The sequence below is a fragment of the Mesorhizobium kowhaii genome (genome assembly GCF_042431665.1).
Lineage (GTDB): Bacteria > Pseudomonadota > Alphaproteobacteria > Rhizobiales > Rhizobiaceae > Mesorhizobium > Mesorhizobium kowhaii.
Genome location: NZ_JBHLYT010000005.1, coordinates 251,827 through 272,994, shown reverse-complemented (window position 1 = coordinate 272,994; position 21,168 = coordinate 251,827). Strand labels below are relative to the sequence as shown.

The 21,168-nt window shown below is 63.3% G+C and carries 18 protein-coding genes; 9 read left to right on the top strand and 9 right to left on the bottom strand.

The window, feature by feature from the left end; genetic code table 11:
- Window positions 1-4: 4 nt before the first annotated feature.
- From ACFFNA_RS04815 to ACFFNA_RS04805, 3 genes are all read right to left on the bottom strand, one after another.
- Window positions 5-1,561 carry a formate dehydrogenase beta subunit gene (locus ACFFNA_RS04815; RefSeq protein ID WP_111544779.1) on the bottom strand — a complete coding sequence of 519 codons (1,557 nt, stop codon included), beginning with the start codon at window positions 1,559-1,561 and terminating at the stop codon, window positions 5-7.
- Window positions 1,558-2,037 carry a formate dehydrogenase subunit gamma gene (locus tag ACFFNA_RS04810; protein WP_378916017.1) on the bottom strand — a complete coding sequence of 160 codons (480 nt, stop codon included), beginning with the start codon at window positions 2,035-2,037 and terminating at the stop codon, window positions 1,558-1,560. The genes ACFFNA_RS04815 and ACFFNA_RS04810 overlap by 4 nt, the downstream gene beginning before the upstream one ends.
- A gap of 134 nt (window positions 2,038-2,171) precedes the next feature.
- Window positions 2,172-3,071, bottom strand: coding sequence for a LysR family transcriptional regulator (locus ACFFNA_RS04805; protein ID WP_111545393.1), 900 nt, complete (start codon window positions 3,069-3,071; stop codon window positions 2,172-2,174).
- A gap of 150 nt (window positions 3,072-3,221) precedes the next feature.
- Between ACFFNA_RS04805 and ACFFNA_RS04800 the strand changes: the two genes are divergently transcribed.
- Both ACFFNA_RS04800 and ACFFNA_RS04795 read left to right on the top strand, forming a co-directional pair.
- Window positions 3,222-3,863 (top strand): DUF47 domain-containing protein, encoded by a 642-nt coding sequence (locus ACFFNA_RS04800; RefSeq protein WP_111544777.1) that lies wholly within the window; start codon window positions 3,222-3,224, stop codon window positions 3,861-3,863.
- Window positions 3,864-3,866: 3 nt separating this feature from the next.
- The gene (locus ACFFNA_RS04795; RefSeq protein ID WP_111544776.1) at window positions 3,867-4,871 is read left to right on the top strand and encodes an inorganic phosphate transporter; all 1,005 of its coding nucleotides are present in this window, start codon (window positions 3,867-3,869) and stop codon (window positions 4,869-4,871) included.
- Window positions 4,872-4,916: 45 nt separating this feature from the next.
- Here ACFFNA_RS04795 and ACFFNA_RS04790 read toward each other — a convergent pair whose 3' ends face one another.
- Window positions 4,917-5,294: a VOC family protein gene (locus ACFFNA_RS04790; RefSeq protein WP_111544775.1), complete on the bottom strand. Its 378-nt coding sequence runs from the start codon at window positions 5,292-5,294 to the stop codon at window positions 4,917-4,919.
- A gap of 199 nt (window positions 5,295-5,493) precedes the next feature.
- Between ACFFNA_RS04790 and ACFFNA_RS04785 the strand changes: the two genes are divergently transcribed.
- Window positions 5,494-6,663 (top strand): Mrp/NBP35 family ATP-binding protein, encoded by a 1,170-nt coding sequence (locus ACFFNA_RS04785; RefSeq protein ID WP_378916392.1) that lies wholly within the window; start codon window positions 5,494-5,496, stop codon window positions 6,661-6,663.
- Window positions 6,664-6,729: 66 nt separating this feature from the next.
- On the opposite strand, the gene ACFFNA_RS04780 is transcribed toward ACFFNA_RS04785, so the two are convergent.
- Window positions 6,730-7,182, bottom strand: a complete 453-nt coding sequence (locus ACFFNA_RS04780; RefSeq protein WP_378916013.1) for an SRPBCC family protein — start codon at window positions 7,180-7,182, stop codon at window positions 6,730-6,732.
- 146 nt (window positions 7,183-7,328) lie between these two features.
- Here ACFFNA_RS04780 and ACFFNA_RS04775 point away from each other — a divergent pair, with 146 nt between their 5' ends.
- From ACFFNA_RS04775 to ACFFNA_RS04760, 4 genes are all read left to right on the top strand, one after another.
- The gene (locus ACFFNA_RS04775; protein ID WP_111544772.1) at window positions 7,329-9,134 is read left to right on the top strand and encodes an IlvD/Edd family dehydratase; all 1,806 of its coding nucleotides are present in this window, start codon (window positions 7,329-7,331) and stop codon (window positions 9,132-9,134) included.
- A gap of 238 nt (window positions 9,135-9,372) precedes the next feature.
- The gene (locus tag ACFFNA_RS04770) at window positions 9,373-10,197 is read left to right on the top strand and encodes a chromate resistance protein ChrB domain-containing protein (protein ID WP_378916011.1); all 825 of its coding nucleotides are present in this window, start codon (window positions 9,373-9,375) and stop codon (window positions 10,195-10,197) included.
- Complete coding sequence (gene chrA / locus ACFFNA_RS04765) at window positions 10,194-11,579, top strand: chromate efflux transporter (protein ID WP_378916008.1); 1,386 nt, start codon at window positions 10,194-10,196, stop codon at window positions 11,577-11,579. Before ACFFNA_RS04770 ends, chrA begins: the two co-directional genes overlap by 4 nt.
- 123 nt (window positions 11,580-11,702) lie before the next feature.
- Window positions 11,703-12,101, top strand: coding sequence for a hypothetical protein (locus ACFFNA_RS04760; RefSeq protein ID WP_378916006.1), 399 nt, complete (start codon window positions 11,703-11,705; stop codon window positions 12,099-12,101).
- 15 nt (window positions 12,102-12,116) lie between these two features.
- On the opposite strand, the gene ACFFNA_RS04755 is transcribed toward ACFFNA_RS04760, so the two are convergent.
- Together ACFFNA_RS04755 and pdxR are read right to left on the bottom strand one after the other, a co-directional pair.
- Complete coding sequence (locus ACFFNA_RS04755) at window positions 12,117-13,703, bottom strand: trimethylamine methyltransferase family protein (protein ID WP_111544769.1); 1,587 nt, start codon at window positions 13,701-13,703, stop codon at window positions 12,117-12,119.
- A gap of 192 nt (window positions 13,704-13,895) precedes the next feature.
- The gene (gene pdxR, locus ACFFNA_RS04750; RefSeq protein WP_111544768.1) at window positions 13,896-15,389 is read right to left on the bottom strand and encodes a MocR-like pyridoxine biosynthesis transcription factor PdxR; all 1,494 of its coding nucleotides are present in this window, start codon (window positions 15,387-15,389) and stop codon (window positions 13,896-13,898) included.
- Window positions 15,390-15,733: 344 nt separating this feature from the next.
- On the opposite strand from pdxR, the gene pgi reads away from it, so the two are divergent.
- Window positions 15,734-17,377: a glucose-6-phosphate isomerase gene (pgi, locus tag ACFFNA_RS04745; protein ID WP_378916002.1), complete on the top strand. Its 1,644-nt coding sequence runs from the start codon at window positions 15,734-15,736 to the stop codon at window positions 17,375-17,377.
- Between the two features lie 5 nt (window positions 17,378-17,382).
- The gene (locus tag ACFFNA_RS04740) at window positions 17,383-18,105 is read left to right on the top strand and encodes an HAD family hydrolase (protein ID WP_111545391.1); all 723 of its coding nucleotides are present in this window, start codon (window positions 17,383-17,385) and stop codon (window positions 18,103-18,105) included.
- On the opposite strand, the gene ACFFNA_RS04735 is transcribed toward ACFFNA_RS04740, so the two are convergent.
- Both ACFFNA_RS04735 and ACFFNA_RS04730 read right to left on the bottom strand, forming a co-directional pair.
- Window positions 18,102-18,839: a class I SAM-dependent methyltransferase gene (locus ACFFNA_RS04735; protein ID WP_378915999.1), complete on the bottom strand. Its 738-nt coding sequence runs from the start codon at window positions 18,837-18,839 to the stop codon at window positions 18,102-18,104. The two genes, ACFFNA_RS04740 and ACFFNA_RS04735, sit on opposite strands and share 4 nt — an antisense overlap.
- The gene (locus ACFFNA_RS04730) at window positions 18,836-20,860 is read right to left on the bottom strand and encodes a long-chain fatty acid--CoA ligase (protein ID WP_378915997.1); all 2,025 of its coding nucleotides are present in this window, start codon (window positions 20,858-20,860) and stop codon (window positions 18,836-18,838) included. The genes ACFFNA_RS04735 and ACFFNA_RS04730 overlap by 4 nt, the downstream gene beginning before the upstream one ends.
- Window positions 20,861-21,168: the final 308 nt, after the last annotated feature.

Here is a 21,168-nt window from a genome sequence, read left to right as displayed (position 1 = left end):
GCTCCTATTCAGCAGCCACGCGCACGGGCGCAGGCTTGAAGTCGTCGGGGAAATGGGTGATCGAGCTCATAACAGGATAAGGCGTGAAGCCACCCAGCGCACAGAGCGAGCCGAATTTCATCGTGTTGCAGAGGTCGGTGACCAGAGCGAGGTTCTTCTCCGGCTCGATGCCCGCGGCGAGCTTGTCGATGGTCTCGACACCGCGCGTCGAGCCAATGCGGCAGGGCGTGCACTTGCCGCAACTTTCGATGGCGCAGAACTCCATGGCAAAGCGCGCCTGTTTCAGCATGTCGGCAGTGTCGTCGAACACCACGATGCCGGCATGGCCGATCAGCCCGTCCTTGGCCGCGAAGGCTTCATAATCGAATGGCGTGTCGAACAGCGCGCGCGGGAAATAGGCGCCGAGCGGTCCGCCGACCTGCACCGCCTTTACCGGACGTCCTGTCGCCGTGCCGCCGCCGATCTCGTCGACGATCTCGCCCAGCGTCATGCCGAAGGCCGCTTCGAACAGGCCGGCATATCTGACGTTGCCGGCGATCTGGATCGGGATGGTGCCACGCGAGCGACCCATGCCGAAATCCTTGTAGAAGGCCGCACCCCTGTCCATGATGACAGGCACCGAGGCCAGCGAGATGACGTTGTTGATCACCGTCGGCTTGCCGAACAGCCCCTTGTGAGCCGGCAGCGGCGGCTTTGCCCGTACCATGCCGCGCTTGCCTTCGAGCGAGTCGAGCAGCGCCGTCTCCTCGCCGCAGACATAGGCGCCCGCGCCGACCCGGATCTCCATGTCGAAAGCGTAGGGCGAACCCAGCACACTGGCGCCAAGCACACCGGCCTTGCGGGCGACTTCGACGGCTTTCTGCATCATCGCCACCGCATGCGGATATTCCGAGCGGATATAGACAAAGCCTTTGGTCGCAGCCGTGGCGATTCCGGCGATCGTCATGCCTTCGATCAGCACGAAGGGGTCACCCTCCATGATCATGCGGTCGGCGAAGGTGCCCGAGTCGCCTTCGTCGGCGTTGCAGACGATGTATTTGCGGTCGGCAGCGGTATCGAGCACCGTCTTCCACTTGATGCCGGTCGGGAAGCCCGCGCCACCGCGCCCGCGCAGTCCGGACTCGGTCACTTGGGCGACAATGGCGGCGGGCGTCAATTCCAACGCGTTCTTCAGTCCGTTCAACCCGCCATGCTTCTTGTAGGATTCGAGTGACAGCGGATCTATGACGCCGCAGCGCGCGAAGGTCAGCCGCGTCTGCTTGGCCAGGAAGGGAATTTTGTCCGGGGCGCCGAGCCAGCGCTTGTGAGGGCCGCCGGTGAGGAAGCCGCTGTCGAACAGGCTTTTGACGTCGGATGGCTTGACCGGGCCATAGGCAACGCGGCCATTGGCTGTCGCAACTTCGACCATCGGTTCGAGGAAATAGGCGCCGCGCGAACCGTTGCGCACGATCTTGGCCTCGATGCCGCGCTCTGCCAGTTCACTGGCGATCGCCTTGGCGACCTTTTCGGCGCCAAGTGCCAGTGCGCCGGAATCGGCGGGAATGTAGATACGCGGGATCATGAGCGCACCTCGGCAACGATCTCGTCGAGCTTTTCGTCATCGAGCCGCCCGATCACCTCGCCATCGAGCATGGCGGCGGGCGAACAGGCGCACAGGCCGAGACAATAGACCGGCTCCAGCGTCACCGAACCGTCTCGGGTCGTCTCATGGAAGCCGATGCCCAGCAACTGCTTGAGCTTGGCGGCGATGGCGTCAGAACCCATCGACTGGCAGGATTCTGCCTGGCAGACCTTCAGAACATGCCGGCCGGCCGGACGGCTGCGGTAATCGTGATAGAAGGTGACGACACCATGCACCTCGGCCCGAGAGATGTTCAGCGCTTCGGCGATGACAAGCAGTGCATCCTGCGGCACATGGCCGAACTCTTCCTGGATGCCGTGCAAGATCGGCAGCAGCGGGCCTTCGAGGCCTTTCAGCTCCTGGACGATCGCGGCCGTGCGCGATGTGATCTCGGTACTTGCAGGCTGCATCGTCATGCAGCGCCCTCCCTGGTCGATAGCTTTTATCGCTAAGTCTTTACAAAATCAGAGGAAACCCTCGGAATCAATAAAGCTGTTTCGTTGCTCGATAGAAATCTTCTATCGAGCTTGGTCTTCCAGCATTGTGTAGCCTAGCGGCGGGCGTGGAAATCGTCCGCCAGCGCCATCGCCTCGTCCAGCAGCGCCGAAACCAGCGGCGTGTGTGGCTCGCGCCGCGCCGCCACCAGCCCGACCGTGTGGCTGGCGTCCGGCTCGACGATCGGAATGGCCCGGATCGGTTCGGAAAAGCCGAACGTTTCCGCAAGGTTGAGCGGCATGATCGACGACCATTTGCCGGTGCGGATGTGCGAAAACAGCACGATCATCGAATTGGATTCGAGCGTCGGCCGCACCTGCACGCCGGCCTCGGCCAGGTGCTGGTCGATGATGCGGCGGTTCTGCATATCCGGCGTCAGCAGGCAGAGCGGCAAGCTGCTGAGTTCCGCCCATGTCACTTTGTCGCGGTCGGAATAGGGATTTCCCATCGCGGTGATCAGTTGATAGCGCTCATCATAGAGCGGCACGCTGGTCACCCGCCCCAGCGGCTCGTTGTCGAGATAGGTGATGCCGGCATCGATGTCGAAATTGCCGAGCAGGGACAGCACTTCGATCGAGGTCCGCGACAGCACCGAGAAGGTGACGCCGGGATGTTTTGCCCGAAACGGCGTCGTCAGCCGCGCCACCATGGCCAGCGCCGTCGGGATGGCGGCGATGCGGATGCGGCCGGAAAGACCGTGGCGCGCTGCCCGCATCTCCTCGCGCATGGTGCGGGTATCGCCAACGATGCGGCGCGCCCAGACCAGCACCTGCTTGCCTTCCGGCGTCAGCCCCTGGAAGCGCGAGCCGCGCAGCACCAGCATCACGCCGAGCTGGCCCTCGAGCTGCTTGATGCCGGCCGACAGCGTCGGCTGGGTGACGCCGCACACTTCCGCTGCCCGGCCGAAATGTTCCTCCCGGGCCAGTGCGATGAAGAATTCCAGCTTGTCGATCATGCCATCCTTCCGCTCGTTCCGCGCAAGGTCGGGGAAATCGTCTTTCGCCGCAAGCGGTATGCGCAATCGCGTCGCATCCACATCTTTCAGCCGGCTTACTGTTCCCTGCGACGCAATGCGGCGTTATGTGGATGAAACGGGAGGTCGACCATGCTGGGCTGGTTCCGCAAGCTTTTGCCGCGCGAAGATCGCTTCTTTGAGCTGTTCGAACGACATTCCCGCACCGTGGTCGGTGGCGCCGAGGCGCTGGAGCAGCTTCTCCAGGGGAAGGACATCGATCGCTGGTGTCAGAAAATCATCGATCTCGAAGACGAGGCCGACCATATCACCGCGGAAGTCCTGCTGGCGGTGCGACGCTCCTTCATCACGCCTTTCGATCGCGGTGACATCAAGGACCTGATCCAGTCGATGGATGACGCCATCGACATGATGCACAAGACCGTCAAGACCGTGAAGCTGTTCGAGAAGAAGGAATTCGACCCGCTGATGCAGGAAATGGGCGGCGTCATCGTCGCTGCCGCCAAGCTGGTCGCGGAAGCGATCCCGCTGCTCGGCAAGGTTGGCGCCAACAGCGTACGCCTCAACGCCATCGCCGAGGAGGTCATGCGCGCCGAAGGCCGGGCCGACGATCTGCACGAGCAAGGGCTGAAGGATCTCTTCAAAAAGCATGGCCGCAGCGACCCGATGGCCTACCTGATCGGCAGCGAGATCTATGGTGAGCTGGAAAAGGTGGTCGACCGCTTCGAAGACGTCGCCAATGAGATCAGCGGCATCGTCATCGAGAATGTATAGGCGATGGAAGCAACCATCGCCTTTCCCGTGCTGGTCGGCCTTGTTGCCGTCGCGCTGTTCTTCGATTTTCTCAACGGCCTGCACGATGCCGCCAATTCCATTGCCACCATCGTCTCCACGCGCGTGCTCAGGCCGCAATACGCGGTGCTATGGGCGGCCTTCTTCAATTTCATCGCCTTCATGTTCTTCGGCCTCCATGTCGCGGAGACAGTGGGAAAAGGCATTGTCGACGTCAGCATCGTCACGCCGGCGGTGATCTTTTCAGCGCTCGTCGGCGCCATTGTCTGGAATGTCGTCACCTGGATTGCCGGCATCCCGTCGAGCAGCTCGCATGCGCTGATCGGTGGGCTGGTCGGCGCCGGCGTTGCGAAGGCGGGCGCGGGCGCCATCGTCTGGACGGGCCTTGGCAAGACGGTCGCCGCAATCGTCCTGTCGCCGGCGACCGGGTTTGTCCTGGCGCTTGTCCTGATTCTTGCCGTTTCTTGGCTGTTCGTGCGCCAGACACCGTTCGCGGTCGACAGCACTTTCCGCGTCATGCAGTTCTTTTCCGCCTCGCTCTATTCCCTCGGGCACGGCGGCAACGACGCCCAGAAGACCATGGGCATCATCGCCGTGCTGCTCTATTCGCAAGGCATGCTCGGCGAGAAATTCTACGTACCGCTTTGGGTCGTCCTCACCTGCCAGTCGGCGCTGGCGCTCGGCACCTTGTTTGGCGGCTGGCGCATCGTCCACACGATGGGCTCGAAGATCACCCGGCTGAACCCGATGCAGGGCTTCTGTGCCGAAACCGGTGGCGCCATCACGCTGTTCGCCGCCACATGGCTCGGCGTTCCCGTTTCGACCACCCACACCATCACCGGCGCCATCATCGGCGTTGGCGCCGCTCGCCGCGTCTCGGCCGTGCGCTGGGGTCTTGCCGGCAACATCGTTGTTGCCTGGATTGTCACTTTGCCGGCCACCGCCGCCATTTCCGCGCTCACCTACCTCGCGGTTGGCCTGGTGGGGTGAGGTGAACCTCGCGGCGCGTGGAGCGCCGGCAATCGCGGCTACTGTCTACCGGCTCACGAGATTGAGGATGTTGCCGTCGGGATCCTTGAACCATGCGACCTTCATGCCGTAGCCGACATGGACGTCGCCCTCCAGCGTCAGGCCGGGCATCTCATAGTGCTCGAAGGCGACACCCTTCGACTTCAACGACTTGACGATGGACTCGATCCCGTCACCGACCGTCCAGGTCACCGCCGTCGCCTTGTTGGTGCCTGCGAACTGCGAATGATAGACATTGATCAGCGTGTCGCCGCTTTTGTAGACGATCAGTTCGCCACCCATATCATCCACCTGCTTGAGGCCCAGGGTCCCTTCATAAAAGGCCTTTGCCCTCGCCAGGTCTTTCACCGCGACATTGGCCGTTGCATTGCTGTTTGCGAGCATGATCGTCTCCTTCCCTGATTGCTCATGTCGATCCTTGAAATAGATCAGGAGGGCTCAATGGCGACCGCCGGTCTGCAAAATGCCGACTGCTCCGACACCGCCCGTCGTTTTTGCGGGCACACCAAGGCAGCTATTGCTCCACGGCTTGGTTCTGTCCGGAAACTGCACTATCTCAAGCGAAAGCCTGCATAAGGAAGAACTGATGTCCGTTACCAAGGAAATCGTCACCGAGCGCCTGAAGACGGTCAATGGGCCGGATTTCACCGGCAACATCGTCGACCTTGGTATGGTTTCCGAGATTTTCATCGCCGATTCCAAGGTCTTCTTCTCGATTACCGTTCCCGCTGCCCGCGCCCAGGAGATGGAACCGCTGCGCGCGGCTGCCGAGCGCGTCGTCAAGGCTATCCCCGGTGTCGCCGGCGCCGTCGTGGCGCTGACGGCGGAAAAGAAAGGCGGCGGCATGGAGGCGCCGGTTCCATCGCGCCCGGCACCCAGGCCAGCGCCGCCGGCTCCGCCGCGTGCCGCTCCGCACGCTCCTGCTTCGCACAGCCAGGGCAAGCGTGGCGTGCCCGGCATCGAGGCGATCATCGCCGTCGCTTCCGGCAAGGGCGGTGTCGGCAAGTCGACCACTGCCGTCAACATCGCTCTTGGCCTCGCCGCCAATGGTTTGCGCGTCGGCGTGCTCGACGCCGACATCTATGGCCCGTCCATGCCGCGGTTGCTCAACATCCACGGTCGGCCGCAGACCGTCGACGGCAAGATACTCAAACCCATGGAGAATTATGGGTTGAAGGTGATGTCGATGGGTTTCCTCGTTGATGAGGAGACGCCGATGATCTGGCGCGGGCCGATGGTGATGTCGGCGCTGACGCAGATGCTGCGCGAGGTCGAATGGGGCCGGCTCGACGTGCTCGTCGTCGATATGCCGCCCGGCACCGGCGACGCGCAACTGACCATGGCCCAGCAGGTGCCATTGGCTGGCGCCGTCATCGTCTCGACGCCGCAGGATCTGGCGCTGATTGACGCCCGCAAGGGCCTCAACATGTTCAAGAAGGTCGATGTGCCGCTGCTCGGCATCGTCGAGAACATGAGTTATTTCATCGCTCCGGATACGGGAAAGCGCTACGACATCTTCGGCCATGGCGGCGCCCGCCGCGAGGCCGAGCGTCTGGGCGTCACCTTCCTTGGCGAAGTGCCGCTCGAGATGGGCATTCGCGAGAGCTCGGATGCCGGCACGCCGGTGGTTGTCTCGAAGCCTGACGGTGCCGAGGCAAAGATCTACCGGGATATCGCTTCGAAGGTTTGGGACCGGATCAATGAAGAGCGTGGTGCGGCCGCGGATGCCGTGCCGAGCATCGTGTTCGAGTAGTTTTTTTCGTTCGGTAGGCGGCGCTAGCCCCAGAGAAGCCAGGCGTCGTTCAAGCGAGGAAGTAAGCTAAGCCGCGCCGACCTTCTCGCCGAAGCTGGAAAAAAACTGCCCGGCCAGTTTCTTTGAGGTCGATTCGATCAGCCGGCTGCCAAGCTGGGCGATCTTGCCGCCGACATCGGCCTTTGCCGCGTATTTCAGCACCGTGGTACCCGGCCCATCTTCGGTAAGCGTCACATCGGCACCGCCCTTGGCGAAGCCGGCTATGCCGCCCTTGCCTTCGCCCTGGATGGTGTAGGAATGCGGCGGCTTGAGATTCTTGAGCGTCACCTCACCGTTGAACGTCGCCTTGATCGGCCCGATCTTCACCACGACGGTCGCTGCCATCTCGGTCGGCGACTTCATCTCCAGGCTCTGGCAGCCGGGAATCGTCGCCTTCAAGACCTCGGGATCGTTCAGCGCTTCCCACACCTTTTGCAGGGGCGCGGCAATGCGCTCCTCGCCTTCGATCACCAAAGCCATGAAAACCTCCCTGACAAGATTGATCGAAGCCGTAACGCACGGCTGGGTGCATGTCTATCGCACCAAAGTCGGGTTGCGACCGTGCGCCCTCTTGCCTGCTCCCGCGCGTTGCCATATCGATTTGTCTTACAAATACGGAGACCACGATGGCAGGCGCCCCCACAGACAAGAAAAAATTTCGCTCGCAGGAGTGGTTCGACAATCCCGACAACCCGGGCATGACGGCGCTTTATCTGGAGCGCTACCTGAATTACGGCCTGACGCGGGCCGAACTGATGTCCGGCAAACCGCTGATCGGCATCGCCCAGACCGGTTCGGATCTCTCGCCCTGCAACCGCCATCACATCGAGCTGGCCAAGCGCGTGCGCGAAGGCATTGTCTCGATGGGCGGCATTCCGTTCGAGTTCCCGTGCCATCCGATCCAGGAGACCGGCAAGCGTCCAACCGCGGCTCTTGACCGCAACCTTGCCTATCTCAGTCTGGTCGAGGTGCTCTACGGCTATCCGCTCGACGGCGTCGTGCTCACCATCGGCTGCGACAAGACAACGCCAGCCCTGCTGATGGCCGCAGCCACCGTCAACATCCCGGCGATCGCGCTGTCGGTCGGCCCGATGCTCAACGGCTGGCACAAGGGCAAGCGCACCGGCTCCGGCACCATCGTCTGGGAATCGCGCCAGCGCCTGTCGGCCGGCGAGATCGACTATGACGAGTTCATGGACATCGTCGCCTCCTCGGCGCCGTCCACCGGTTATTGCAACACCATGGGCACCGCCACGACGATGAATTCGCTGGCCGAAGCGCTTGGCATGCAATTGCCGGGCTCGGCTGCCATTCCCGCTCCCTATCGCGAGCGCGGCCAGATTTCTTATGAGACGGGCAAGCGCATCGTCGAAATGGTGCATGAGGATTTGAAGCCGTCCGACATCATGACGCGCAAGGCCTTCGAGAACGCCATCGTCGTCAACTCGGCCATTGGCGGCTCGACAAACGCGCCGATCCATCTCAATGCGATTGCCCGCCATCTCGGCGTGCCGCTCGACAATGACGACTGGCAGAAGATCGGCCACAAGATCCCGCTCATCGTCAACCTGCAGCCATCGGGCGAATATCTCGGCGAGGATTACCACCATGCCGGCGGCGTGCCGGCCGTGGTTGCGGAATTGATGAAGGCCGGATTGCTGCCTTTCCCCGAAGCCGTGACTGTCAACGGCAAGACGATCGGCGACAACTGCAAGGGGGTCGCCAACGAGAACACCGACGTCATCCGCACCGTCGCCGAGCCGCTGAAGGCCAATGCCGGCTTCATCAACCTCAGGGGCAATCTGTTCGATTCCGCGATCATGAAGACCAGCGGCATCTCGCCGGAATTCCGCGAGCGCTATCTCTCCAACCCGAAGGATCCCGAGGCTTTCGAAGGCAATGCGATGGTCTTCGACGGGCCTGAAGACTATCACGCCCGCATCGACGATCCGGCGCAAGGCATCGATGAACATACAATCCTGTTCATGCGCGGCGCCGGCCCGATCGGCTATCCCGGTGGCGCCGAGGTCGTCAACATGCAGCCGCCGGCATACCTGATCAAGAAGGGCATCCATGCGCTCGCTTGCATCGGCGATGGTCGCCAGTCCGGCACGTCGGGTTCGCCGTCGATCCTCAACGCCTCGCCGGAAGCCGCGATCGGTGGCGGGCTGGCGCTGCTCAAGACGGGCGACCGTGTCCGCATTGACCTGCGCAAGGGCACGGCCGACATCCTCGTCACCGACGACGAGATCACCCGACGCCGTGCCGAACTGCAGAACAATGGCGGCTATCACTATCCCAAGCACCAGACGCCCTGGCAGGAGATCCAGCGCGGCATGGTCGCGCAGTTTTCAGAGGGAATGGTGCTGAAGCCGGCGGTGAAATACCAGGACGTCGCCCACACCAGCGGTGTCCCCAGAGACAATCACTGATTGCTCTCAGGGACAAACCCTGATGCTGCATCGAGGACAGGCGGCCCGATCAATCAGGCCGCCTGTCGTTTTTCCATTCAGCATGGCGCGCCCCGACCGGTAGGTCGAGAAACGCTCACGATCCTTGACAAGCCCGCGCGATGTATCCACCATGATGGCAAGGGGTGCATCGCGACGACCCCGTGAGGCGTCAGCCCAACGTTCGCGTCCAAGCTTCTCTTTCCAGGAGGTGGACGCTATGCCGTCAACAACCGCTATCACCGTATCGCAACTAGCCCGTCTGATCGGTCTGCCAGGCGCGCCCGTCATCATCGATGTCCGTATCGATGAAGACTTCGACGCCGATCCGCGCCTTCTGCCGGCCTCGAGCCGGCGCGATTTCAAAACCGTTTCGACCTGGGCGGCCGAGTTCGCCGGCCAATCGGTGGCGGTCGTTTGCCAGAAAGGGCTGAAACTCTCGCAAGGTGTCGCCGCATGGCTGCGCCATGAGGGCATTTCCGCCGAAAGCCTCGACGGTGGGTTCGAAGCCTGGCGCGATGCAAAGGGGCTTCTGGTCCGCACCGACACCTTGCCTTCGCGCGACGAAAAGGGCCGCACCGTGTGGGTGACGCGAGCCCGCCCGAAGGTCGACCGCATCGCTTGCCCTTGGCTGATCCGGCGTTTCGTCGATCCGCACGCGATCTTTCTGTTTGTCGAGCCGGCCGAAGTGCCTGCCGTGGCCGATCGCTTCCAGGCCGTGCCTTTCGACATCGACAATGTGTTCTGGAGCCATCGCGGCGAACGCTGCACCTTCGATACGATGATCGAGGAGTTCGGGCTGGAATCCGAGGCGCTCGATCGCCTTGCCCTGATCGTGCGTGCGGCCGATACCGCAAGCCTCGACCTTGTTCCCCAGGCTGCCGGCTTCCTGGCTGCTTCGCTTGGTCTGTCGCGCATGTTTCGCGACGATCTGGAACAACTGGAAGCGGGTATGCTGCTCTACGATGCGTTCTTCCGTTGGTGTCGCGACGCCACTGAAGAAACGCACAACTGGCCCAGTGCAGGCGCGAGTAAACCGTCATGAGCGCGCTTGTGTCGCAAGATACGGTGGTCCAGCCGCCGGCTGCACCGACCTTCACCGAAGCCATGAAGCTCTGGGCAAAAATCGGACTGCTCAGCTTCGGCGGGCCGGCCGGGCAGATCGCATTGATGCACAAGGAACTGGTCGAGGAGCGGCGCTGGATCGGCGAGCAGCGTTTCCTGCATGCGCTGAACTACTGCATGCTGCTGCCTGGCCCCGAGGCCCAGCAACTCGCCATCTATATCGGTTGGCTGCTGCACAGGACGATCGGCGGCCTTGTCGCCGGCATCCTGTTCGTCGTACCGGGCGCGCTCGTCATGCTCGTCCTGAGCAGCCTCTACGTGCTCTATGGCGACGTGCCGCTCGTCGAGGCTCTGTTTTTCGGGGTGAAGGCGGCGGTGCTTGCCATTGTCATCCAGGCGGTGATCCGGATCGGACGGCGTGCCCTGAAGAACCGGGTCATGGTGTCGATCGCGGTCTCGGCGTTCATCGCCATCTATGCGTTGAATGTGCCGTTCCCGCTCATCATCCTGCTTGCGGGCCTGACAGGATGGCTGGGAAACCGCATTGCTCCGGCGCTGTTTTCCGGCTCGGCACATGGCAAGGACGATGTTGCCGACATCAAGGGAGCGGTCGACCTGATGTTCGAGCGCGGCGAGTTGGCCCACCTCAGGCCGACGAAATGGCATGCGCCACGCACGATTGCGATCTGGCTGCCGATCTGGTTTGGGCCTGTTCTGCTGATCTGGTGGCTTACCGGCTCTGCAAGCGTCTGGACCGAGATAGGCCGGTTCTTCAGTCTCATGGCGATCGTCACCTTCGGCGGCGCCTATGCGGTGCTTGCCTATGTCGCCCAGGCAGCCGTCCAGTCCTTCGGCTGGCTCGCCCCCGGTGAAATGGTCGACGGTCTTGGGCTTGCCGAAACGACGCCGGGTCCGCTCATCCTGGTGTTGCAGTTCGTTGGCTTCATCGCCGCCTTCCGCCACGCCGGCTCGCTGGACCCGTTGCTTGCCGGATCGCTGGGGGCGTTGCTGACCCTGTGGGTTACGTTCACGCCCTGCTTCTTCTGGATATTCCTCGGCGCGCCCTATATCGAGGCCCTGCGCGGCAACAAGGCCTTGTCGGCAGCACTTGGCGCGATCACCGCCGCTGTTGTCGGGGTGATCATGAATCTGGCTCTGTGGTTTGCCTTGCACGTCATTTTCCGTGAGGTGCACGCGCTGGGCCTCGGCATGAATGTGCCGGTGTTTTCGTCGATCGACTGGCGCGCTGCGCTGCTTTCCTGCGCCACCATGATCGCCGTCCTGAAGCTGAAAATCGGCATGCTGCCGACGCTTGCCGGGTCTGCTCTTGCCGGTGTCTTGCTGCTGGCGGCGAGTGGCTGACAGGCACAACGACAAAGACTTAAAGCACGTCGCGTGAATGCGTTTCAACGCGACGCACGTTAAGTCACTGCTTTGTATTCCGCCTGCCAACCACCTAAGTGGTTGGAAACGGATTGGAACATCATGGCGGGACGGCGCTCTTCCCTCGGCTTCCTCGGAATGTTCGGCCGCTCGGGCGACTTGAGACAGCTCGATGCGGCATTGCGCGGCGCTGACCTTCATCCCGCCCTTGTGCCGGAGGGCGTAAAACTCACCATCGTCAATCTGATGAAGGATCGCTGGCCCGACGACCCGCCAGCCCAAGCCTATCCAGACGTGGCGCGACTGTTCAGCTATTGCATCGCCGGACCGGAAGCCTTCGAGCGATCCAATGGTCTTCAGAACAGGCTGGATGCAGAGCGCCGGATCGAGGCCGCCCTTGAAACCGGCGACAGTTTCGATGCGCAAATCGTGCTGATGACACTGCACGCCAAGCTGATCAGTGCCGCAGTCGTCGAGCGCTATGGGCTCAACGCGGACTGATTGTTTTGCGAAGGCCTACCCGCCCATGCTGCCGCGCGGCAGCTTGATCATCTCGCCAAAGCGGGCGCGCAGTCTGTCGTCGATCAGCTTGGGCACATGGCGCGGAAAGCGCTCGGCAAGCACGCGTTTCTTCTCGATGATCGCCCGCTGCAGGATGTCGGGCCGGCCCTTCTCGTTCCATTCCTTGGGCGAAAAGCGGTCGCCGACGGCCGGATAGAAATATTCGGTCTGCATCAGCCGCAGCGTCTGCTCATTACCGAGATAATGGCCCGGACCCTTCAGGCAGACATCGGTGATGGTGTCGATCGACAATGCCTCGTCGGTCACCTCGATGCCGCGCACGCAGCGCAGGCAGTGGCCGAGCATGTCATTGTCGATGATCAGGCTTTCCAGGCAGAAACCGAGCAGCGAGGCGTGCATGCCGGCCGATTCGTAGACCAGGTTGAGCCCGGCAAGGCCGGCCATCACATCGGTGATGCCCTTTTCATAGCCGGACTGGATGTCGGGCAGTTTCGAATCCGTCATGCCGGCGGCCGAGCCGCCCGGCAGGTCGTAGAACTGCGCCATCTGCGCGCAGGCCGAGGTCAGCACCGCCTGCTCGGCCGAACCGCCCGACATGGCGCCGGTCCTGAGATCCGACACGAACGGCCAGGTGCCGAAGATCGCCGGATGCCCCGGCTTGATGGCGTTGACATAGACGAGACCGGCCAGCACTTCGGCCACCGCCTGCACCACCGCGCCGGCAATCGCCGCAGGGGCCGTGGCACCGGCCTGTCCGGCTGACAGCAAGAGGATCGGGATGCCGCCTTCGACGCAGGCTTCGAGCACGCCGCAGGCGTCCTCGGCGAATTTCATCGGCGGCACGACGAAGCAGTTGGAGTTCGAGACGAACGGCCGGGCGCGGAAATTCTCCTCGCCGCCGGCAATGGCATAGAGCATTTCGAGCGCCGGCTGCACGTTCTCGCGCACCGTGAAGGAGGTGCCGACATGCTTCGATGTGCCCATCACGCAGGCATAGAGCGTGTTGAAATCCATATCGAGCGGATCGGGAATGTCGCGCGGCACCATCGGCCGCTGGAAGAAGTGGATGTTGTCGAGCCCTTCGACGAGGCGGGCGGCGTCATAGATGTCCTGCAGCAGCGACTCGCGGTATTCGCGCTTCTCGACATCGACCAGATGCACGGCAGCGCCCGCCGTGCCGTAATGCACGCGCTTGCCCTTGATCAGCATGTCGTGCTTGGGGTCCTGGCCGTGCAGCGTGAAATGTCGTGCCGCTTTCTTGATCGTGTCGAGCACGAGAGCGCGGGGGAAGCGAACGCGGCCATCGTCGCCATAGCTGGCGCCGGCCTCGGTTAGCGCCTCGATGCAGGAGGGAATGGCGTTGGCGAAACCAACCGTTTCCAACAGTGTCAGCACCGCTTCGTGGATGCGTTCCTGGTCGTTCTGCGTCAGCGGTCCGTAGCTGCCGCCTTCGAGGCCGGCGCGCACCGGCTTGATGTCGTCGGCCAACGGTGCCGCCCGCATGGCGCGGCGCGCTTCGCGCCCGCCGGAGCGGCGCGAACGCTGATCCGCCGCCGCTTCCTGCTTTTCAAGAACTGACATGGAAGACACTCCACCTTTCCGAGAAGCAGGGCGCGGCGGTTGGTCCACCATCGGCTGCTTCTTCCCCTTTGTGCCCCGACTATGCCGCCGGCATTGGCCCAGCCTATGAGCCAGACGGTCCGGTTGCATATGCCAGGGCTAATGGAGTCGGAGCCACGCTGTGCGGCTCCGACCAAGGGGTCGGGCGATGGATCAGGCGGCGGCCGGCCTGCGTCCGGCGGCGGTAGCCAGTTCGCGGATGCCTGGCTCGATGTGCTGCAACGCGATCGAGGAAATGCCCAGCCGCATGAAACGTGAAGGCTTTTCAGTGCGATCGAAGAAACGGTCGCCCGGCTCGATGATGACGCTGCGCGAGGCGGCGGCCTCGGCCAGTCCGCGCGCATCGGTGCCGCGCGGCCCTTCGAGCCACAGCGATGTGCCGCCGGCCGAATCGGTCGAACGCCATTCCGGCAGGAAAGCGGAAATCGCATGGACCAGGCGCTTGCGCCGCTCGTCGAAGGCACTCGACAGCCGCCGCACCAGTGCCTCGTGGTGGCCAAGCGACAGGAACAGCGCGACGGCGCGCTGGTTGTTGGCCGGCGGATGACGCAGCATGAAGCGGCGCAGCGCCCTGAGTTCGGAGATTAGTCCAGCCGAAGCGACGATGTAGCCGAGCCGCAGGCCCGGAGCCAGCGTCTTCGACATCGAGCCGACATAGACGACGCGGCCGGAGCGGTCGAGGCTCTTCAGCGCCTGCTGCGGCGCCTCGTCGAGAAGCTGGCTGTCATAGCCGTCCTCGATGATGATCTGGTTGTAGCGGTTGGCCCGCGCCAGGAGATCCTGCCTTCGTTCCGCCGACAATGGCACCATGGTCGGGCAATGATGGCTGGGCGTGACGAAGACGAACCCGGAATCATTAGCAATAGAAGCGGTTACGATGCCGGACTGGTCTACCGGCACCGGCTGTATGTCGGCGCCCGCAAGGCGGAAGATCGAGCGTGCGTCGGGGTAGCCGGGGTCCTCCATCGCCACCTTGGAACCCTTGCTCATCAGCAGCGTCGCCAGCATATAGAGCGCGTTCTGGGCGCCCAGCGTGACGATGATCTCGTCGGGATTGGCGAAGATGCCGCGCCTGGGCAACAGCCGCGCCTGGATCTGCTCGATCAGCAGCGGATCGTCGCGATCGACCATGTCGGACGCCCAGTTACGGATTTCGAGCACGGCAAGCGCCATGCGGTTGCACTCGCGCCACTCGGCGGTCGGGAACAGCGCCGGGTCGAACTGGCCGTAGACGAAGGGGTAGGACGACTTGATCCAGTTCTCGTGCTTGGCCGGTGGCGGCATGTCGCTGGCGGCGATCTTGCGGCGTGCCTTCCAGTCGATCTCGTTGGCCTGGTCGGGCGCCTTCTGGTGCGGCTTGGCCGGTGTCGCCAGCACATCGGGATTGACGAAATGGCCGCGCCGCTCGCGTGCCACCAGGAAGCCCTGGTCGACGAGCTGCTGGAAGGCCAGCACCACGGTTCCGCGCGCCACGCCGAGTTTTTCGGCCAGGATCCGGCATGAGGGAAGCGGCATCGAAGCGGCGATCTGGCGGTCGAGAATGGCGGCCACGATGGCTTGGCGGATCTGTGCCTGCAGGGTCTGGCCGGATTCGGCCGAAATCCGGAACAGGCCGGACCATATCGCCGTGTCGTTTCGCTGTGGCATGGAAGATGTTCCTCGATGGCCAGCTTTTTTCGCTTGGCTGGACCAGTCGAATGTAACGGTGGCACAAGGGGTTGCGCCAATCAATTTTTCTGATCGTTGGGATTTATGCCAGTGATCCTTCGGCGGAAAATCCAGCACTGCGCCCACCGCATGACGCAGGTACGTCATCGCAGCGTGGCGATTGCGTCATCGCCGCGTGACGATTGCGTCATCGCCCGCGTGACGATTCGCGTCATCGCCCCGTATTGACCGGACAGAATTCGGCTCACTAGTTTTGGCGCGACGACACGCGCCGGAAACATCCGGTCTGATATGGTGCGTCGAAAACGCCAGGAGTCCCGCCAGTGGATCAGTCAGCCTTCCAGAAACAGCTCGCCGCCTTGCGCGATCATCGCGCCGCGGCGCCAGCCAGCATGCGCCAGGCCTTCGCCGCCGATCCGCAGCGGTTCAAGACGTTCTCCGCCACCGACGGCGACCTTTTGCTCGACTGGTCGAAATGCGCGGTCGACGCGGTCACCATGGATCTGCTGGAGAAGCTCGCCAAGGCCGCCGATCTCGAAGGCCGCCGGGCGGCGATGTTCGCCGGCAAGAAGATCAACGTCACCGAAGACCGTGCCGTGCTGCACACGGCGCTGCGCAACCTGACCGGCAAGGGCGTCACCGTCGATGGCCAGGACGTCAAGGCGGACGTCACTGCCGTGCTCGACGCGATGGGCGCCTTTGCCGATGCCGTGCGCTCCGGCAAGGCGGCCGGCGCCACCGGCAAGAAGATCACCGATATCGTCAACATCGGCATCGGCGGCTCCGATCTCGGCCCGGCCATGGCGACGCTGGCGCTGGCGCCCTATCACGATGGGCCGCGCGCGCATTACGTCTCCAACATCGACGGCGCCCATATCCACGACACGCTTAAGGGCCTGTCGGCCGAAACCACGCTTTTCATCATCGCCTCCAAGACCTTCACCACCGTCGAGACGATGACCAATGCCGAGACGGCGCGCAAATGGGTCCAGGAAGCACTCGGCAAGGAAGCGGTCGGCAAGCATTTTGCCGCCGTCTCGACCGCGCTCGACCTGGTGGCCAGGTTCGGCATCGCGGCCGACCGCGTCTTCGGCTTCTGGGACTGGGTCGGCGGCCGCTATTCGCTCTGGGGTGCTATCGGCCTGCCGGTGATGATCGCCGTCGGCCCGAGGAATTTTCGCGCCTTCCTCGATGGCGCGCACGAGATGGACGAGCATTTCCGCACCGCGCCCGTGCAGGAGAACCTGCCGGTGCTGCTGGGGCTGGTCGGCTGGTGGCATCGCGTGATCTGCGGATACCCGGCGCGCGCCGTCATCCCCTATGACCAGCGCCTGTCCCGGCTGCCGGCCTATCTGCAGCAGCTCGACATGGAATCGAACGGCAAGAGCGTCACCCTCGAAGGCACGGCGGTGACAACGCCCACCGGTCCGCTGGTCTGGGGCGAGCCCGGCACCAACGGCCAGCATGCCTTCTTCCAGCTGCTGCACCAGGGCACCGATTTCATCCCGGTCGAATTCCTCGCCGCGGCCGTCGGCCACGAGCCGGACCTCAAGCATCAGCATGATCTGCTGCTCGCCAACTGCCTGGCGCAGTCGGAAGCGTTGATGAAGGGCCGCACGCTGGAGGAGGCACGCGCCCAGATGCTGGCCAAGGGCATGAAGCCGGCCGAGGTCGACAAGATCGCCCCGCACCGCGTCTTCTCCGGCAACCGGCCCTCGATGACCATCCTTTACCGCAAGCTCGACCCGAGCACCTTCGGTCGGCTGATCGCGCTCTACGAGCATCGCGTCTTCGTCGAGGGAACGCTGTTCAAAATCAACTCCTTCGACCAGTGGGGCGTCGAGCTCGGCAAGGAACTGGCCACCGGCCTCTTGCCTGTCGTGGAGGGCAAGGAAAGTGCCGCGAAGCGGGATGCCTCGACCGCTGGCCTGGTGGGATACATCCAGCATTTGCGTGGATCGGAGTGAAGAGTTTGGCAGACATCAAGGGAATATTGTTCGACAAGGACGGGACACTTGTCGACTTCAACGCGACCTGGCTTGGCATTGCCGATTTCATGGCCATGGATGCGTCCGACGGCGATCGCTGGAAAGCCGATAGGCTGCTGGCCGCGGCCGGCTTCGATTTCGCCAACAGACGCTTCAAGCCCGATTCGATCTTTGCCTCGGGCACCAATATGGATGTCGTCGAGCTGTGGTTTCCGCGCCTGTCCGACGAAGACCAGATGCTTGCCGTCGCCCGCTTCAACGAGATCACCTCGGTGCAGGGTTCGGCGATGGCGGTGGCGCTGCCGGGCGTCGTCGAGACGCTCACTGCCCTGCACAGGAAATCCTACCGGCTTGGCGTCGCCACCAACGATTCGACCAGCGGCGCGGAAAAGACGCTGGTGACGCTCGGCGTCGCCCAGCTGTTCGACGCAGCCTATGGCTACGACGCGGTCGCCAATCCGAAGCCGGCGCCCGACACCATCCTGGCCTTCAGCGATCTCACCGGCTTGCCGCCATCGGCGATCGCCATGGTCGGCGACAACCGCCATGATCTCGAAATGGCAAGGGCCGGCGGCTGCGGGCTGGCGATCGGCGTGCTCTCCGGCACCGGCACCCGCGAATCGCTGGCCGGGATCGCTGACGTCATCCTGGACTCCGTTGCCGATCTGCCGGACTTCCTTTCGGCACGGGTCAAGGAAACGATCTAGCGGCCGGATATACCCTCGAAACGAAAGACACCGCTCTTCGGCGCGCTGTCTTTCGTCTGGCCGAAATCCGGCACCTGGTATTCGGCAAGCAGGCGCAGCCGCTGGCGTGGCAGATAGGCGCGGCCCGGGTCGCCGACCAGAACCTCGATACCGGCGCCAAGGCAGCGCTCGAGGAAAGGCATGACGCGGTCGGCGACGTCCTGTCCATAAAAGACGTCGCCGGCGGTCACGACATCGACCGTGGGCGGCGGTCCGCCGGTAATATCCTGCGCCATGACCGACATCGCGACGCCGTTCGCCGCCGCGTTGAGAGCGAGAGCGGCAACGCCGTTGCGGTCTATCTCGGCGGCGATCACCGCGCTCGCCCCGGCCTTGGCCGCAGCAATGCCGACAAGGCCGGAACCGGCGCCGAGGTCGAGCACGCGGCGACCGGCCACGGTTTGCGGATGGTCGAGTATATAGCGCGCAAGCACGGCGCCGCCGGCCCAGGTATAGGCCCAGTAGGGCGGCTGCGGCTCGGGTCCATCTTCGTCCGCCTCGACCGTGTCGTCGTCAGCGTCGGAGCTTTGCTTCGAATCGGTAAGCCGCCTCAGGCCGCTCGCCGGATGAGCCGTATAAAGCCTGATCTCGGGAAGCGACGGCACCGGGGCGATACGCATGTTCGCCCTGATGAACTCAGTCGGGTCAGGACGGCAAGGTGCATCTACGGCGCCCACGCCGTCGGCTGCCGTCATTCGCGCAGCGCCCGCCGCAGGATCTTGCCGACCGGCGTCTTCGGCAGTTCGGTCCTGAATTCGATGTATTTGGGCCGCTTGTAGCCGGTCAGGTTCTCGCGGCAAAAGGCGATAAGCGCCTCTGCGGTCAGCGCCGGATCCTTCTTGACGACGAACAGCTTCGGCACTTCGCCCGAATGCTCGTCCGGCACGCCGATCGCCGCCACTTCGAGCACGCCCGGATGCATCGCCACCACTTCCTCGAGCTCGTTCGGATAGACGTTGAAGCCCGAGACCAGGATCATGTCCTTCTTGCGGTCGACGATCTTGGTGTAGCCGCGCTCGTCCATGAAGCCCATGTCGCCGGATTTGAAATAGCCGTCCTTGGTCATCACCTTGGCGGTCTCGTCCGGCCGGTTCCAGTAGCCCGCCATCACTTGCGGCCCCCGGATGCAGATTTCGCCGACCTCGCCGAGCGGCAGATTGTTGCCGTCGTCGTCGCGGATGGCGATCTCCGTCGACGGCAGCGGCAGGCCGATGGTGCCGGTGAAGTCGCTGGCGCTGAACTTGTTGGCGGTGGCCACCGGCGAGGTTTCCGACAGCCCGTAGCCTTCGGTCACCGGACAGCCCGTCAGCGCCTTCCAGCGTTCGGCGACGCCCTTCTGCACCGCCATGCCGCCGCCCAGCGTCAGCACCAGCGGCTTGAAGTCGAGCTTGCGGAAGTCCTCATTGTTGAGCAGTGCGTTGAACAGCGTGTTCAAGCCCGGAAAGATGTGGATCGGATATTTCTGCAGTTCCTTGACGAAGCCGGGAATATCGCGCGGGTTGGGAATGAGCACATTGCGCGCGCCTTGCTGCATGCCCATCAGCGCGTTCACCGTCAGCGCGAAGATATGATAGAGCGGCAGGGCGCAGATAAAGTTCGGATGCGCCGGTTTCGGCTTGATCGTATAGGCGTCTTCCATCCACTGCGCGTTCTGCACGACATTGGCCAGCACGTTGCTGTGCAGCAGCGTTGCACCCTTCGAGACGCCCGTGGTGCCGCCCGTATATTGCAGGAAGGCGACATCGTCGGCCGCCACCTTGGCTGGCTTGAAGCCCACGCCGCCGCCGGCCTTCACGGCGGCGTTGAACTTGACATGGCCGGGCAGCGACCATGCCGGCACCATTTTCTTCACCCGGCGCACGACGAAATTGACGATCGTGCCCTTCAGTCCGCCGAGCATGTCGCCCATCGCGGCGATCACGACATGCTTGACCGCCGTCCTGGCGATCACCGCCTGCAAGGTGTTGGCGAAATTCTCCAGGATGACGATGGCTTGTGCGCCGGAATCCTTGAGCTGATGTTCCAATTCACGCGGCGTGTAGAGCGGATTGATGTTCACCACGACATAGCCGGCGCGCAAGACGGCCATCATCGCCACCGGGTATTGCAGCACGTTGGGCATCATCAGGGCAACGCGTGCGCCCTTTTTCAGTCCCTTCGATTGCAGAAATGCGCCGAAGGCCGCCGACAGCCGTTCGACATCGGCATAGCTGATAGACTTGTCCATGCAGGTGAAGGCGGGCTGGGCGGAAAATTGCTTGCAGGCGGCGACCAGGAAATCGCCGATCGAGCTGTAGGGCAAGGCGCCGATTTCAGCTGGTACGCTTTTCGGATAGCTTTTGAGCCATGGCTTTTCCGGCAGGCCGGCTGCAAGCGCCGTCAGCACCTTCGGCAATCGCGAGGCCACGGCCGGCTTCGCTGCCGGTGGGGCCTTCGCCGCTGCAGCCGCCGCCACTGGCTCGGCGGCGGCGGGCTTGGCAGTGACGGGCTTGGCAGTGGCGCGCTTTGCCGCGGACGTCGTCTTTCCGGCGGCAGGCTTGGCCGGGGCTTTGACCGCCGGCTTTGTGCTTGCCTTCACGGGTACGGTGGCCGCCTTCGGCTTGGCCGCGGCGGCTTTGGCAACGGGCGCTTTCGGCTTGACCGCGGCGGCGGCTGCCTTGGGAGCCGCCTTGGCTCCCGCTTTCACCGGCGCCATCGTCTTTGATGCTTTTGCCACCCGTTCCTCCCTGGATAATTCTTGTTCGTCCGTGCCGCGCTCGCCCCCGAATTGACAGAGACGTCCTCCACTGCTGCCTGGATTATCATCTATGTATTGCCTCTATCGGCGGCGGTGCAAGTCTTGCCCTTGCGGCAAGGCGGCGAAAGATTTGCCGCCGAAAATCTTTCCTGCCGACGACATTGCGAGCCGGTATCCTGCCGCACCCTCGGCCGGGCGAAGGCCGGCGCGGCGTCGATATCGCCAGATCGGCGATCAATAAAAAAATGCGGTCGTTAATAATCCCGTGAATGGAAAAAACTGCTAAT

What these genes read in the sequence shown, in the direction of transcription:
- ACFFNA_RS04775 (WP_111544772.1), top strand. Translation starts at nt 7,329, where the DNA reads ATGGCAGGCGCCCCCACAGACAAGAAAAAATTTCGCTCGCAGGAGTGG.
- ACFFNA_RS04800 (WP_111544777.1), top strand. Translation starts at nt 3,222, where the DNA reads ATGCTGGGCTGGTTCCGCAAGCTTTTGCCGCGCGAAGATCGCTTCTTT.
- chrA (WP_378916008.1), top strand. Translation starts at nt 10,194, where the DNA reads ATGAGCGCGCTTGTGTCGCAAGATACGGTGGTCCAGCCGCCGGCTGCA.
- ACFFNA_RS04795 (WP_111544776.1), top strand. Translation starts at nt 3,867, where the DNA reads ATGGAAGCAACCATCGCCTTTCCCGTGCTGGTCGGCCTTGTTGCCGTC.
- ACFFNA_RS04780 (WP_378916013.1), bottom strand. Translation starts at nt 7,182, where the DNA reads ATGGCTTTGGTGATCGAAGGCGAGGAGCGCATTGCCGCGCCCCTGCAA.
- ACFFNA_RS04735 (WP_378915999.1), bottom strand. Translation starts at nt 18,839, where the DNA reads ATGACGGCAGCCGACGGCGTGGGCGCCGTAGATGCACCTTGCCGTCCT.
- ACFFNA_RS04810 (WP_378916017.1), bottom strand. Translation starts at nt 2,037, where the DNA reads ATGACGATGCAGCCTGCAAGTACCGAGATCACATCGCGCACGGCCGCG.
- ACFFNA_RS04805 (WP_111545393.1), bottom strand. Translation starts at nt 3,071, where the DNA reads ATGATCGACAAGCTGGAATTCTTCATCGCACTGGCCCGGGAGGAACAT.
- ACFFNA_RS04815 (WP_111544779.1), bottom strand. Translation starts at nt 1,561, where the DNA reads ATGATCCCGCGTATCTACATTCCCGCCGATTCCGGCGCACTGGCACTT.
- ACFFNA_RS04790 (WP_111544775.1), bottom strand. Translation starts at nt 5,294, where the DNA reads ATGCTCGCAAACAGCAATGCAACGGCCAATGTCGCGGTGAAAGACCTG.
- ACFFNA_RS04760 (WP_378916006.1), top strand. Translation starts at nt 11,703, where the DNA reads ATGGCGGGACGGCGCTCTTCCCTCGGCTTCCTCGGAATGTTCGGCCGC.
- ACFFNA_RS04770 (WP_378916011.1), top strand. Translation starts at nt 9,373, where the DNA reads ATGCCGTCAACAACCGCTATCACCGTATCGCAACTAGCCCGTCTGATC.
- pdxR (WP_111544768.1), bottom strand. Translation starts at nt 15,389, where the DNA reads ATGCCACAGCGAAACGACACGGCGATATGGTCCGGCCTGTTCCGGATT.
- ACFFNA_RS04755 (WP_111544769.1), bottom strand. Translation starts at nt 13,703, where the DNA reads ATGTCAGTTCTTGAAAAGCAGGAAGCGGCGGCGGATCAGCGTTCGCGC.